Below are 14,865 nucleotides of genomic sequence, written 5' to 3'. Positions count from 1 at the left end.
CAAGATTTTTTCACATGGAGGGCGAGAGCATGCAGCTGGCTGATTTATTACTAACTTCATTTGCAGCGTTTTTTTTATTCATTATTATTGTGCTATCATTCTTAATTCTAATGATGAGACTCAAGGATCAGAAGCAGCAAGGGCATTCTATTTTAAGAAATTACCCGATTTTTGGGAAGATAAGATATGTCACTGAAAAAATGGGCCCTGACCTTCGACAGTATTTATTTAACGATGATAATGAAGGGAAACCATTTACACGTAACCAAATGGAAGGGACATATATCTCGGCTAAGTATAACAAAAGAATGATTGGATTTGGCTCGGAACGTGACTTTGACTCCCCGGGTTATTACTTAAAAAATGCTTTGTATCCGACACAAAGAGAAGAGATGCTCGTGGATAATAATCATAAAGTACGTACGAAAGTCTACCAAGTAGATAATGAAAGTCTATTTCAACGGAAAGAACATAGAAAGTACCTCGACGCGGACCCTTTTTATTTGGCAGATGAAGAAGCTGTCATCATTGGCGAGCATACTTGTAAGCAGCCATTCAGAGTAAAAGGGTTGATTGGCCAATCAGCTATGAGCTATGGTTCCCTTGGTGAAAAAGCGATAACTGCCCTTTCCACAGGTCTTGGGTTAGCAGGCGGTACATGGATGAATACGGGCGAAGGCGGACTATCCCAGCACCATTTAAAAGGCGGAGTTGATGTGATTTATCAAATTGGACCAGGGCTTTTTGGTGTGCGAACAAAAGACGGTGAATTTTCATGGGAAGAATTCAAACGAAAAAGTGAAATTGAAGAGGTAAAAGCCTTTGAACTGAAGTTGGCCCAAGGTGCTAAAACTAGAGGGGGTCATGTGGACGGTGCCAAAGTAACCCCTGAAATAGCCGAAATTCGAAATGTAGAACCATGGCAGTCGATTGATAGCCCGAATCGGTTTTATCAATTTGATAACAACGAAGAAATGTTCAATTTTATGGGGGAACTTCGTGAAGTGAGCGGTAAACCAGTCGGGATGAAAATGGTTGTCGGAAACATAGAGCAGTTAGAAGAGATGGTTTCACATATGTCAAACAGTGATGGAGGACCAGACTTTATTACCGTAGATGGTGGTGAGTGAGGCACAGGGGCTTCCTATCAGGAACTTGCTGACGCGACGGGGCTGCCTATTAAGTCAGCATTGCCGATCGTCGATGATATGTTGAAGAAGTATAATGTACGCGATCGAGTGAAAATTTTTGCTTCAGGTCAGCTGATCTCGCCTGACAAAATAGCGACGGCTCTTGCCATGGGGGCTGATCTGGTTAATGTTGCAAGAGGGATGATGTTTTCTGTGGGCTGTATCCAGGCAGAAATCTGTCACACAAATAATTGTCCTGTAGGGGTCGCGACGACGAATCCGAATCTTCAAAAGGCGTTAATTGTAGAGGAAAAGTCGTACCGGACATGTAATTATTTATTATCTTTAAGGGATGGATTATATAATTTATCGGCAGCTGTAGGAATTGATTCACCGACCAAATTTGAGAGGAGCCATATTGTATACCGTGATGAGTACGGGCGTCTTCACTCACTTGATGAAATTCTTCCTTCTGCAGAAGTGGTTAAATCTTAAGGATTTAATAGGAGAGTGGGCATGACGAAGAAAAGAGAAACGCTTTATTCGCCTTTTTTCGGAAAAACTGTCCAAAGTCCAATTGAAAACAGTTGCGCTTCCATCAGGAATTATATAAAATAATAGTACAATATCATATCGATTCAAATCTTCGGGGCAGGGTGTAATTCCCGACCGACGGTAAGGAGTGCAGTAAGTATTCTAAGTCCGTGACCCGCGAGGTGTAAAGCCGAGCGGTGGACCTGGTGCGAGTCCGGGACCGACAGTGATAGTCTGGATGGGAGAAGATATAGAGCGAACAGGCAGTTATACTGTCTCAAGTTTCCTATAGACAAAACTACCTAACCCTAATGCCCTTATAGCTTAGGGTTCTTTTATATGGTTGCTTGGCATTCGCTCACCTTCATCTGGGATTCTGAATCGATGCAAAAAGATGAAGGAGGGGATCGATGATGAATCCTTATACAGGTCAATCATCAAAGTTAATCAAGTTAATTATTTTGGCTCTATTTGGAAGTATTTCAATGGTACTGATGCTGCTTAATTTTCCGTTGCCAATGCTTCCTCAATATTTGAAAATTGACTTTAGTGAAATTCCTGCTTTAATTGCTGCTATATTGTTCACGCCTGTTGCAGGAATCATAGTAGAAGGGTTGAAAAACACATTATATCTAATCTACACAGGGGCAGCTGATCCCGTCGGAGTCGTGGCAAACTTCACTGCCGGGGTCCTATTCATCTTGCCCGTGGCAATGTTGTACCATAGATTTAAAAATACAAAAAGCCTGGTTTCAGGGTTAATTACTGGTTCTATTGTAATGGCTGTAGGCATGAGCGTGCTCAACTATTTCCTCGTTTTACCGGCCTATAGCTGGTTTATGGGATGGGAGACAATGTCTGCACAAGTAAAATGGGTTACGATTGTAGCGGCCATCCTGCCATTTAATGCGCTTAAAGGGATTATTGTCGGCGCGCTTTTTGTCCCTTTGTTTATTAAATTAAAACCATGGATCGAACAGAAGAGAATGAATACTTCATCCGCTGCATAATTAGTAGTACCAAAGAAGCTGGCATGTTGCCAGCTTCTTTTTTCTTTTGCCTGTTTTCTAAGAGATTGTTGTTTTTGACACAAAATTATAAACGGCTTCATAACATATGGTTTTGGACATACCCTACGCTTTCTGTGGGCTTGCACTGAGCCTCTTCGATCGCAAAGAATGCTCACTGTGGGGTCTCATCGTCTTCGCTTTCCCGCAGGAGCCTTCGTGTATTTCCTTCGCTGGTATGGCGGTTGATTGAAGCGTAGGGGTCGACTCCTGCGGGAAAAGCAACAGCTGAAGATCCCGCAGGAAGCGGCTTTTGCTTGTGATGAAACAGGGTGAAATTGTTTTAAAGGAACCTATCGCTCATTTGCTAACAGTTGTGTGTATAGGGATCTCTCTTTATGATGACTATTCTTGTATGGCCACTTGTTTTGAAGAGTAAATACACAGCAAAAAATCAAATCCAACCGTAATAACAATAAAAGAGAGCGCGATATTAGCGCTCTCTTTACGGTTTGTCTTCTACTTCATCGACGCGCATTCTAGCTGTAGGCATGACTTTTAATCGTTCTATAGGAATTGGTTCTCCTGATTTCTCGCTTTTTCCATAGCTTCCATCTTTAATGCGATCAAGGGCATCGTTGATCTCTATTAACTTCTCTCGGGACTGCTCGTATAATGTATATTCCTTCTCTTTTTCGAATTGGGATGTCCCAAGGTCACCAGGATGGTCAGCTACACTGGATAGCTCCCCATCTTTCTCATTCGGGTACTCTTTATCTGCCTGCTCATTTTGGAATTTATTTAGTTCTTTTTCTGTTTCACCCTTCATTTCTTCGAGTTGCTTTTTAAATTCGCTCATTTGCTTTTCGCTCAACATTTCCTTCACTCCTATTGTAAATGTAACGTATGGTCAAGGTTTGCGTGGGACAACACCGACTGTGCACCTGGAAATCGAGATCAACTGGTTATCGCTATCCTCAATCCTTATCTCCCATACCATTGTGTTTTTGCCTAGATGGAGAGGTGTGGCTGTGCCGTAAACATAGCCAGAGCGTACGCTTTTCGTATGATTGGCGTTGATTTCAATGCCAAAGACTTGTTGTTGCGTTGGATCAATATTCAAATAGGATCCAATGCTTGCTGCCGATTCTGCTAACGCCACACTGGCACCACCATGCAAAAAACCCATGGGCTGATGTGTACGTTCATCTACGGGCATTTTGAGTGCTACCTTGTCAGGCTGCGTTTCTATGACTTCCATACCCAACGCTTCCATCAGTGTGTTTTTTAAGGACATATCCATTTTCATCATCTTCCTTTTTTAATAGTTCCCTACATTGCTTTTATCAAACATAACAAAAAAGGATGGCACCTGCCATCCTTTCGCTCTAGTCGTGGAGTTATCCTTTTTATAATGTAAAAGGGATAACAAGTTGTAGAATTAACGATACTCCTAATAATAATCCATATAAGGTATTGGTTATTGCTGTTGCTTTCATCGCTGGCATCATTTCAAGTGGTGACTTTTCTCCTGCAAATTCTTGTATGGATTGTATAGCTTTCCTTATGCTAAGCAATGTAATAAGTGACCAGATAGGGAGCATACCAATTGCAATGAAGATCAACGTAAGACCATAGGCAAGAGTATATGAACTCGCTAAAAAGCGGACTGCACCATGATGGCCAAGTAAAATCGCTAATGTTTTACGGCCATTCTCTGCATCTCCAACACGATCGCGAATATTATTAGATAGATTAATGGCGCCAATAAAGATCGCGATTGGAATAGAAATTACGACGACTTCCCATGTCATACTTAACGATTGAATAAAATAACTAATGCCAACAATGATGGTCCCCATGAAAATACCTGCTGTTAATTCTCCTAAAGGGGTGTAGGCAATTGGATAAGGCCCACCAGAGTAGAGGTAGCCAAGGAGCATAGATACAAGACCAATGACAGCGACCCACCAACTGGATGAGGCACAAATATAAACGCCGAGCAATGTTGCAGCAACGAGAAAGCTGATTGCAAGAGTTAACACAGTTCGCGGATGAATGCCGTCTCGAACAATCGTTCCACCTATTCCAACAGAGTTCTCGTTATCTAAGCCTCTGACGAAATCATAATACTCATTAAACATATTTGTTGCTGATTGAATTAAAATAGAGGCAAGAAGCATGGCAGCAAATAACCCTGGATGAATCCCATGATCAATAGCAGCCAGCATTGTGCCCACAAAAACTGGAACGAATGCGGCGGTTAAAGTATGTGGGCGTAACAAGCGCCACCATACTTGAAATCCTTTACGTTCATTCAAGGAAGTTTTTATATTTTGGTTTGAAACAGAACTCATGGGTGTCATCTCCCTTGTTAAAAAACTAGTAATATAATATCAACTTAAGTTTAGGCAAAGAGTCCTCCGGTGTCAATACTTGTAACAAGATGTAGAAAACGAGGGTGATCCCTTGAGTCAATAGAAAAAAGAGAATAAAATAGAAGAGAATCATTAACGTTTGTACAAAGTGTACTAATTATATCCAATTATAATGCAGCGTCCCTTAAAGGGTGGGAGGAATTATAATGCTTCATATAAAAGTACCTCAATTAGAAGAGATCGTTGAGGGTGCAATTAATCAGGCGTCTCTTGAAGGGAAGCCGCAATTAATCAGCATAGTAAATGAAATAGAATATACAAGTTCCTATGATTTTTTAGATCGTGCCAAGGGGGTTGATCAACACCGTTTATTCTGGAAAAGTGCGGGTGAGGATTTTGCCATGGTGGGTGTAGGATCTGCCCATCGTATATTATCGGCGGATTCTCATCGTTTTAGAGAAATAGAGTCTGTTTGGAATGAACTTCGGAAGAAAGCACGCGTATATGACCCTTTTTACGTAAAAGGTACCGGCCTTGTTGCTTTAGGCGGATTTAGTTTTGATGCCAATCAATCCGAGTTAACACCGTGGGAAGCCTTCCCGGACAGCCAAGTGACCATTCCTGCATATTTATTAACGAATAAAGGAATGAAGTCTTACTTATCTACAAACGTGCTTATTTTTGAAGAAGACCACAAACAGCAAATTATTCATCAGATAAATGAACAGCAACATCAACTTTTGCATGGGGAGAGGCAGGAACTTAAGCTCCCAGGCAGGACGAGCTCGGTGGAAATGGAATCCGAAAAATGGAAGCAAAGTATTAAACAGGCAACCAATGACATTAAAAAAGGAAAGCTTGGAAAAGTTGTCCTTGCCCGGGAACTACGGGTGAAGTTTAATGCCCCTGTAGAATTAGCTGCTGTTGTTGAAGAGTTGTGTGAAACTCAATCGAACAGCTATATTTTTGCTTTTGAAAATGGCGGGGATCATTTTATCGGGGCTACACCCGAAAGACTAGTTAAAGTAGAAAAACAAAAGCTTATCTCAACGTGTTTAGCGGGACGGTCCCTCGTGGAAAAGATGAAAAGGAAGACTATCTCCTAGGTCAACACCTTCTAAATGATCCTAAAAATCGGCAAGAGCATGACTTTGTAGTCCAGATGATAAGAGAAGCGGTTGAAGCTTGTTGTTATAATATCGACATTCCAAGTGCTCCGGTCGTGTACCCTCTTAAAAACTTGCAGCACTTATACACACCTGTAACCGCAACGCTTGAGAGCGGGTATACGCTGCTTGATGTTGTGGAGCGATTACATCCGACCCCTGCGCTTGGGGGGATGCCTCAAAAACAATCGGTTGACTATATTAGAAAAAATGAAACTTTGAATCGTGGTTGGTACGCAGGGCCTGTTGGCTGGTTTGATGGCCACAATAATGGTGAATTTGCTGTAGCGATCCGTTCTGCACTTCTTCAAGGGATGAAGCCTCTTTATTTGCTGGATGTGGCGTCGTTGAGGATTCTGATCCTGAGGCAGAATACGAAGAAACTGCAGTGAAACTTAAGCCAATGCTGTCAGTGTTAGGAGGATCATCATGACCTATACAGAAACGTTAACAAAATATATGACCCACTTTGTTGATCAACTCATCTACTCGGGTATAGAAGATGTGGTGATTTCACCAGGATCTCGATCGACTCCGCTTGCGATGACGTTTAGTGAGCATAGTGAGGTAGCGCACTGGGTCCATGTTGATGAGCGGTCTGCTGCCTTCTTTGCCTTAGGTTTAGCAAAAGAAAAGCAAAAATCTGTCGCGCTTGTCTGTACATCAGGTACAGCTGCAGCCAACTATTATCCTGCGATTGTGGAAGCCTATTACAGCAGGGTTCCTCTTGTCGTGTTAACGGCTGACAGACCGCATGAATTACGGGACGTTGGTGCCCCGCAGTCCATTGAGCAGATAGAAATGTATGGAGGTTACGTGAAGTGGTTTCATGACTTGGCTTTAGCTGAAGAAGGGCTGTTGCCCTATGTAAGGAAGCAAGCGGCTCGTGCTGTTGAAGAAAGTCAGTCCAACCACTCAGGTCCTGTGCATGTAAATGTTCCTTTAAGGGAGCCGTTAGTGCCTGATTTTAGTTTAGAGGGTTTGTGGAATGAAGGGGCTAAACCGATACCCAAACCTTTTCGCGGCTTACCTCAAATTTCTGAGCAACAAGCGGCTTTTTTTGAAGAATTGTTTCTCAGTGGTAAAAAGGGACTGCTTGTCTGCGGCCCAAATACAAATTCAAATTTAGCTTCTAATGTAACCAATCTTGCTGCACGCGCAGGGCTTCCGATTTTAGCCGATCCATTGTCTCAACTTAGGGCTGGGGATCATGATAAAAGAAATATCATTGAAAACTATGATGCTCTATTAAAGTCTGATAAATGGAAAGTGAATTTACAGCCAGATTTTATTATTCGTTTAGGGGCTATGCCTGTATCAAAGGCTTATCTGCAATGGATTCAGAAACATGGAGCTTCCATTGATCATTATGTCGTCGATACGTATGCAAGCTATCGTGAACCATCTGGGGTAACGACCCAGTTCATTTGGTGTGATTCGGGTAAGTTTTGCAAAAAGATATATGAACGGATCGACGAGGATCATTTGGAAAATGACTGGTTAGGTAAATGGCAGAAGATGAACACATTGGCTAAAAGCCATATGCTGACAGAGCAAGATGAAGAGCTGAATGAAGGTCATGTTGTCGTTCATTTATCCAATGCTATGCCTGATGAATCAGTATTGTTCGTAGGAAATAGCATGCCTATCCGTGATGTGGATAGCTTTTTTATGTCGACACCGAAACGAATTAGGATTCTTGCTAATCGTGGGGCTAATGGCATTGATGGTGTTGTTTCTACAGCCCTCGGTGTGGCGGCGAGCGGCCAGCCCACAACTTTGCTGCTCGGCGATTTATCTTTTTTTCATGATTTAAATGGCTTGTTGCTCACTAAAATGCATAACCTGCCTATCACGATTGTTGTGATCAATAATGATGGAGGCGGAATCTTTTCCTATCTTCCACAAGTTGATCAGGGTGCCCATTTTGAGGAACTTTTTGGCACACCGATTGGGATTGACTTTAAAGCCGTTGTTGAAATGTACGGGGGAGCGCATAAGCGCGTTCATACTTGGGCATCCTACAAACGGTCTTTGGAAGAAAGCTATCAAGAAGATGGACTGAGTGTTGTTGAAGTGATGACAAACAGGAAAGATCACGTTCCTTTCCATAAAGCAAAGTGGCAAGGGGTTGCAGAGGCTTTAGAGAACTGGAATGAGGCGTAGGCATGTATATCAAGCTTAAGGAAAGAACGTACTGGGTGGAAGACGATGGGAAAGGAATACCACTTTTGATGTTTCATGGGTTTACAGGAAGTGGTCGTACATTTACTAAAATAAATCAGTTGTTTACAAGTTCGATAAGGACAATTTGCATTGACTTGCCTGGCCATGGAAAAACAGGATCTATTGGTGAAATAACAATGGAACAGTTTGCCTCGGATTTAACCGAAATCCTTGATGAATTGAACCTCTCTTCCGTACAAGTGCTAGGTTATTCTATGGGGGGCGGGCGGCATTATCTTTGGCTATGCTTTATCCCCAATATGTGTCCAAGTTAATTCTTGAGAGTGCCTCCCCTGGAATAGCTCATTCAGATGAACAAATGGCAAGACGTGTAAAGGATCAAGGATTGATTGACAGGATAGCATCCCAAGGTATAGAGGAATTTGCCAACTATTGGAGGGATATCCCTCTCTTTAAAAGCCAAGAACAGCTGCCAATCGAAGTCAGGGTGCGTGTGCAAGAAGAGCGGCTAGGTCACGATCCCCAGGGGTTAATTCAATCATTAAAAGGGATGGGGACAGGACGCCAACCTTCATGGTGGGATCGACTGTCTCATCTGTCTATTGACACCCTCTTGATTGTTGGGGAGTGGGATGAGAAATTTGTAACGATCAACAAGAAAATGAAAGATCGGTTACCTTGTTCAACCTTAGTAGCAGCAGAGAAGGCTGGGCATACTGTTCATCTTGAGCGCCCAAAGTTTTTTGCTAAAATTGTAGAAGATTTCGTGATACAATAGAACAGGATCGAAGCGGAGAAGTCCGCTAATATACAAAAATGGAGGAAATGACTTATGGCTTATAATTGGGTTTCTGAACGTGAATATGAAGATATTCTTTATGAAACATTTGAAGGCATTGCTAAAATCACAATTAATCGTCCAGAGGTACGCAATGCGTTCCGTCCAAAAACGGTAACAGAATTAATTGATGCGTTTGCTTATGCTCGTGATGATTCCAAAGTTGGTGTCATTGTACTGGCTGGAGCAGGAGACGATGCATTTTGTTCAGGAGGCGACCAAAGTGTTAGAGGACACGGTGGTTATGTTGGCGATGACCAAGTCCCTCGTTTGAATGTTCTTGATTTGCAACGACTTATGCGAGTGATTCCAAAACCTGTGGTAGCAATGGTATCAGGATACGCTATAGGAGGCGGTCACGTATTACATATTGTTAGTGACTTAACGATTGCAGCTGATAATGCGATCTTTGGTCAAACAGGTCCAAAGGTAGGCAGCTTTGACGCTGGTTACGGGGCTGGCCTGCTTGCCCGTATGGTTGGTCATAAAAAGGCGCGTGAAATTTGGTTCTTATGCCGTCAGTACAGTGCCAAGGAAGCAGAGGATATGGGAATGGTCAACACGGTTGTCCCATTGGAACAGCTTGAAGATGAAACGGTTCAATGGTGTAGAGAAATGCTTGAGAAATCACCAACAGCTCTTCGTTTCTTGAAAGCATCCTTTAATGCTGACACAGATGGTCTTGCTGGCCTTCAACAAATGGGCGGTGACGCTACATTGCTTTATTACACAACAGAGGAAGCGAAAGAGGGAAGAGATGCGTTTAAAGAAAAACGTAAACCTGACTTTGATCAATTCCCACGTTTCCCATGATATGACTAAATAGTTTGTTATGAAAAAGGGCTCCCTATAGCTAGGCAGCCCTTTTTACATGAGAAGATGGAGGTTAGGATCATGAATGAAATTCCCCATTGGCTCGAAAAGCAGAATGACTTGCAACCAACAAAAGTGGCCATTGAATATGGTGAGCATCAATCAATCAGTTACTCCGAATTAAGAGAAGAGAGTCGCAAGCTGGCAAAAGGATTGATGAAAAAAGGGGTGAAATCCGGGGACCATGTAGCCATTCTATCGGGCAGCCGGATTGAGTTCCCGGTTTGTGTTCACGCACTAAGCTACGTTGGAGCCGTAATCGTTTGCTTAAATATGAGATTGTCACCGGAAGAACTTGCCTTTCAATTAACAGATGCTGACGTCACATGGTTTATCGTTGACCCCGAGTTTGTAGAAAAAGGTCACAAAGCTATGCAGTCGACGACATTAAATGAGGATCATATTGTAACGATGGATCGTCTGCCAAAAGCTGAAGATTCAATTTATCTCAATGACCATTTATGTTTAGATGATGTTTTTACAATGATGTACACGTCCGGTACCACGGGAAAGCCAAAAGCTGTCATGCATACGTATGGAAATCATTGGTTTAGTGCTGTAGCCTCTGCTTTAAACTTAGGTTTGTCAGCTAGTGATAAATGGTTAGTCTGTCTTCCTCTGTTTCATATAGGCGGTTTTTCAATCCTTATGAAGAATGTAATTTATGGAATGCCAATACGAATGCTAGATCGTTTTGATGCAAAAGTGATTAATAATGGGATACGTCATCATGGGGTAACGATCGTTTCTGTTGTTACTGTTATGCTTCAAAGACTGATGAAAGACTTACAGGAAAACAGCTATCCAGCGTCTTTTCGGTGTGTGTTACTAGGCGGGGGGCCTGTTCCAAAACCGCTGCTGCACAAAGCAAGTGAAAAAAGTATCCCTGTTTTCCAGACCTACGGAATGACGGAAACAAGCTCACAAATCGTCACATTGAGTCCGAGTGAGGCCTTACGAAAACTAGGGTCTGCAGGAAAAGCGTTGGCCCCTGCTACGTTGAAAATATTCGTAGATGGTCGAATAGCCAAACCGTATGAAACGGGGGAAATTCATGTAAAAGGCCCGATGGTTTCAAGCGGTTATTATAAAAAAGGCCACCAAGAAGCCGAATACTTAGCAACCGGGGATGCAGGTTATTTAGATGAAGAAGGATTCCTATATGTTGTTGATCGGGTGAAGGACATGATTATTTCTGGCGGTGAAAATATTTATCCAGCTGAAGTGGAAAGTGTTTTGATAGGAATTGAGGGAGTGGAGGAAGTGGCTGTAACAGGGATGGTTGATGATGAATGGGGCGAGGTTCCTGCAGCCTTTATTGTCAAGAAGGAAGGGACAGACATATCGTTTGAAAAAATGGCAACGTATTGTCGCGATCATTTGGCACCTTATAAAATTCCGAAACAGTTATTTATTATTTCTCAGTTGCCGAGAAACGCCTCAAATAAAATTGTAAGGCGGAAACTTTTCCAAAGTGTTGAAGGAGAGCAAGGTCATGGACATTAGTACCATCCATTTACGAAAAGTATCGCTGCCGCTAAGGAACCCGTTTAAAACACATCAGGGGGAACTTCATCAACGTTCGGTAATTATAGTTGTGGCAAAAGACTGCCAGGGGTTGCAAGGATATGGAGAAGTGACTGCTTTTCCTTCACCATTTTATACCGCTGAAACGCTTGAGACAGCCTGGCACATGCTAATCGATATCATTTTCCCTATTATTAAGGATGAACCGCTACACCATCCTAGTGATTTTATAGAGATGACGGCTTTTATCCAAGGGAATCAAATGGCTAAGGCTGGTATGGAAGGAGCACTTTGGGATCTATATGCTAAACAAAATCAAGTCAGTTTAGGGGAGTTGATTGGCGGGATTCACTCATCAGTTAAGGCAGGCGCTGTTCTCAGTCTTTCTCATTCTCTTGAAAAAGATATCAATCATTTGAAACATTCCGGATATGAACGATACAAGTTGAAAGTTGAAAAAGGAAGAGAGAAAGAAATGATTGAACAAGCACAAGCGATTGATCCTGGGTTAGCTATCATGATTGACGCCAATGGCATGTACACAGAACAAAATCTTGACCACTTATTCTCACTGGATCAGCTCGGCTTGCTAATGATCGAACAGCCATTCCAGGCAGGAGACTTTTATTTGCATAAACAAGCCCAGAAACAGATGGATACCCCGCTTTGTCTAGATGAGTCGATTATGTCACTTCACGATGCGAAACAAGCCATTAAGCTTGAGAGTTGTCGGGTAATCAATATAAAAATAAGCCGAGTAGGCGGTCTCATGACTGCCACTAACATCCATGATTTTTGTCAGGAACATGGCATACCTGTTTGGTGTGGCGGAATGGTTGAGACCGGAATATCCAAAGCACATAATATAGCGCTATCTTCACTGCCGAACTTTACGATCCCGGGGGATTTATCTAGCTCAGACAGGTACTTTAATAAAGATCTTCTCCTCAAGCCAATTAAAGTGGAAAACGGTAAAATCGATGTACCTAATGGTCATGGGATCGGTGTTGAAGTTGATGAGTCGTTTTTAGAGAAGATGACATACCAGAGTTATTTGTGGAGCCCGAAATAGCCCGCAATTTCTGGTTTTCTACAGCTTCACTCAAAGACACAACTTTGGTAATATATGCTTGCTCGCATTTTTATGTAATAAAGCCCTCCTTGATTGTTAAAGCTACAAGAAAGGAGGGTTTTATTATGGAGAAAAATCAGTATTACGTAAATATCGGTACAAGGGAAATTTCGATCAATCATGATGGAAATAATGATGAGTTCATGATTAATGCGGACAGAGAGGAGCTTCTCCTGTTACGCGAAGTGTTTAATGAAATGTATAATTCTGATACACGCGCTTTTTTCCGATCTCACGTTCCGTTTGAGGAGTATCATAAAGACAGTTCAAATGACGAGTATGATGAAGGGATGATGAGAGCCTTTCAGATGCTATATGATTTAGGTGATGAGAAGACGAGGCAGCATATTAGTGGAATGGGCGTACTAAAAGATTTAAACTAAACAACCGCCTCCTTACAAGGAAGTGGTTGTTTTCTGCCTGTTTATTGAGGCATTGATTCTAATCCCGGCATTTCCTGAGCGTTATCAATGACTTCTTGCGGGATCTTAATCTCCCCAACCTCATTAAATTGGCTGTACGTACCACTCATTTCTTGGCTTACAGATGTTTTTTCTCCGTTCATTTCTATAGTAAAGTCCACGGCTGATTCGATTGCTTCTGGGTAGTAGGTGTCTTTATTAATAGTTAGGGTGTAGCTTGCTTTTTCAACCGTTAATCCTTTCAGTAGATCCTCAGGCAGTAATTTTTCCGGCATAGATTCGCTCATGGTTTTTTCAATCAGTTTTTGAACGTTCTCTCCTTTTGAACTAAAAGATAGGATATAGAAGTTTTCTTTTTCTTCAAGATTAAATTCGTCTACATATTCTTGTAGCGTTTCTAGCTGTTTTGCAGGTGTTTGCTGTGCTGCACTTACTTGATTTAGTTGGTCAACGATTTCTTTAGGAGCTTTAAACCAGCCTTCCTTACCTGGCTGGGACATGTACATGCCATCTTCGGAATAATACTGTTCAACGGTTTGCCCGAAGATATCAATCGTTTGATGAAACGCGATCGGGTCCATCTGCATTTTCGAGTCAATCGTTGTTTTAATAGGCATATTCATTGGCATATTTCCAGTTGTGTCTGTGCCTTCAGGTGACTCTACATTAATATTTTGTGTCATATTAATACTCATGGCTAAACTATCTAAGCTCTTAGATGCTTCAGAAGATTTGTTAAAAACGTCTATAGCTTTTTCTCCTTCGGCACTTGAGCAAGCTGCTGACACTAGCATAATAAATAACAAGCTGATAATCATCCAACCTTTATGTTTCATTACGATCCCCTTTCGATGATGTACTACTATTACATACGAGTGAAAAGACTTTGCGTTTCAAATATATACAAAAAATCCTTTTCTTTCTAAATGTTTACCCCATTCATGCAAAAGGGTAACGTAATTATAGTTTACAAATTAGAAGAAGAACAGTACTGTTTGTAATACAGCTTGCTTATGGTACGATTTAGATAGCAATGAATGAGTGAATGTAACGTCCTACCCATATTCACTACATACACTACACAACGGATTAAAGGCAGATGATCTTACATGAAAACATTTAATGATTACTACCGAAATCAAGTTAAATTATCTTTTGATAATCATCCCTTCTCGAAGGCGCCAAAACATGTTTGGGTTATTTGCCGTTTTAAAAATGAATGGCTGTTAACAAAACATAAGGATCGTGGACTTGAATTTCCGGGTGGCAAAGTAGAGAAAGGTGAAACAGCAGAAGATGCCGCAGTTAGAGAAGTTCAAGAGGAAACAGGTGCTAGTATTGAGCAGATTGCCTATGTAGGTCAGTATCATGTAGTTGGAAAAGGCGGTACCATCATTAAAAATGTGTACTATGCTTCCATTTCTAGGTTGAATGAGCAGTCGCATTATTTCGAAACACATGGTCCTGTCCTGCTTGCAAAACTACCCGAGGCGATTGTCAGCAACGAGCAGTATAGCTTTATGATGAAAGATGAAGTCTTACCCAGTTGTATGAGCCAGATTAGAAAAAAGTTTTTACAGAAACCTGCTGAATAAATAGGAACTTTACATGAAAGAGAGCGTGCAGATTGACTGCACGCTCTCTTAATCTATATAGGGGAGATGAGGAAAC

The 14,865-nt window shown here is 41.8% G+C and carries 11 protein-coding genes, 3 pseudogenes and 1 riboswitch; of the genes and pseudogenes, 10 read left to right on the top strand and 4 right to left on the bottom strand.

Annotated elements, in window-relative coordinates:
• Positions 1–29 precede the first annotated feature (29 nt).
• Both MUO14_RS04415 and MUO14_RS04410 read left to right on the top strand, forming a co-directional pair.
• Positions 30–1,625: pseudogene (locus MUO14_RS04415) on the top strand (FMN-binding glutamate synthase family protein).
• Positions 1,626–1,768: 143 nt separating this feature from the next.
• A riboswitch (FMN riboswitch) is annotated at positions 1,769–1,918 on the top strand.
• A gap of 159 nt (positions 1,919–2,077) precedes the next feature.
• Positions 2,078–2,674: an ECF transporter S component gene (locus tag MUO14_RS04410; protein ID WP_244755474.1), complete on the top strand. Its 597-nt coding sequence runs from the start codon at positions 2,078–2,080 to the stop codon at positions 2,672–2,674.
• 502 nt (positions 2,675–3,176) lie between these two features.
• Here the strand turns inward: MUO14_RS04410 and MUO14_RS04405 are convergent.
• From MUO14_RS04405 to MUO14_RS04395, 3 genes are all read right to left on the bottom strand, one after another.
• Positions 3,177–3,548: a TraR/DksA family transcriptional regulator gene (locus tag MUO14_RS04405; protein WP_244753858.1), complete on the bottom strand. Its 372-nt coding sequence runs from the start codon at positions 3,546–3,548 to the stop codon at positions 3,177–3,179.
• A 33-nt stretch (positions 3,549–3,581) separates the two neighbouring features.
• The gene (locus tag MUO14_RS04400) at positions 3,582–3,968 is read right to left on the bottom strand and encodes a hotdog fold thioesterase (protein ID WP_244755473.1); all 387 of its coding nucleotides are present in this window, start codon (positions 3,966–3,968) and stop codon (positions 3,582–3,584) included.
• Positions 3,969–4,080: 112 nt separating this feature from the next.
• Positions 4,081–5,028, bottom strand: a complete 948-nt coding sequence (locus MUO14_RS04395) for a 1,4-dihydroxy-2-naphthoate polyprenyltransferase (RefSeq protein ID WP_244753857.1) — start codon at positions 5,026–5,028, stop codon at positions 4,081–4,083.
• A gap of 227 nt (positions 5,029–5,255) precedes the next feature.
• Between MUO14_RS04395 and MUO14_RS24695 the strand changes: the two are divergent.
• From MUO14_RS24695 to MUO14_RS04350, 7 genes and pseudogenes are all read left to right on the top strand, one after another.
• Positions 5,256–6,648: pseudogene (locus tag MUO14_RS24695) on the top strand (isochorismate synthase).
• Complete coding sequence (gene menD / locus MUO14_RS04380; protein WP_244753854.1) at positions 6,645–8,381, top strand: 2-succinyl-5-enolpyruvyl-6-hydroxy-3-cyclohexene-1-carboxylic-acid synthase; 1,737 nt, start codon at positions 6,645–6,647, stop codon at positions 8,379–8,381. The pseudogene MUO14_RS24695 and the gene menD overlap by 4 nt, the downstream one beginning before the upstream one ends.
• Before the next feature lie 2 nt (positions 8,382–8,383).
• A pseudogene (gene menH, locus MUO14_RS24690) lies at positions 8,384–9,180 on the top strand (2-succinyl-6-hydroxy-2,4-cyclohexadiene-1-carboxylate synthase).
• Positions 9,181–9,234: 54 nt separating this feature from the next.
• Positions 9,235–10,053, top strand: coding sequence for a 1,4-dihydroxy-2-naphthoyl-CoA synthase (menB, locus tag MUO14_RS04365; RefSeq protein WP_244753852.1), 819 nt, complete (start codon positions 9,235–9,237; stop codon positions 10,051–10,053).
• Positions 10,054–10,134: 81 nt separating this feature from the next.
• Positions 10,135–11,619 (top strand): o-succinylbenzoate--CoA ligase, encoded by a 1,485-nt coding sequence (locus tag MUO14_RS04360; protein ID WP_244753851.1) that lies wholly within the window; start codon positions 10,135–10,137, stop codon positions 11,617–11,619.
• Positions 11,609–12,712 carry an o-succinylbenzoate synthase gene (gene menC, locus MUO14_RS04355; RefSeq protein WP_244753850.1) on the top strand — a complete coding sequence of 368 codons (1,104 nt, stop codon included), beginning with the start codon at positions 11,609–11,611 and terminating at the stop codon, positions 12,710–12,712. Before MUO14_RS04360 ends, menC begins: the two co-directional genes overlap by 11 nt.
• 125 nt (positions 12,713–12,837) lie before the next feature.
• A complete protein-coding gene (locus tag MUO14_RS04350) occupies positions 12,838–13,155 on the top strand; it encodes a hydrolase (RefSeq protein ID WP_244753849.1) in 318 nt (105 codons plus the stop codon).
• A gap of 41 nt (positions 13,156–13,196) precedes the next feature.
• Here MUO14_RS04350 and MUO14_RS04345 read toward each other — a convergent pair whose 3' ends face one another.
• Complete coding sequence (locus tag MUO14_RS04345; protein ID WP_244753848.1) at positions 13,197–14,030, bottom strand: DUF6612 family protein; 834 nt, start codon at positions 14,028–14,030, stop codon at positions 13,197–13,199.
• A gap of 273 nt (positions 14,031–14,303) precedes the next feature.
• Between MUO14_RS04345 and ytkD the strand changes: the two genes are divergently transcribed.
• Positions 14,304–14,789, top strand: coding sequence for an RNA deprotection pyrophosphohydrolase (gene ytkD, locus MUO14_RS04340; protein WP_244753847.1), 486 nt, complete (start codon positions 14,304–14,306; stop codon positions 14,787–14,789).
• The last annotated feature ends 76 nt before the right edge of the window (positions 14,790–14,865 follow it).

Origin of the sequence: Halobacillus shinanisalinarum (assembly GCF_022919835.1) — a bacterium.
Lineage (GTDB): Bacteria > Bacillota > Bacilli > Bacillales > Halobacillaceae > Halobacillus_A > Halobacillus_A shinanisalinarum.
Note: the sequence above shows the minus strand (reverse complement) of the source record. Positions and strands in the feature narration are given on the sequence as shown.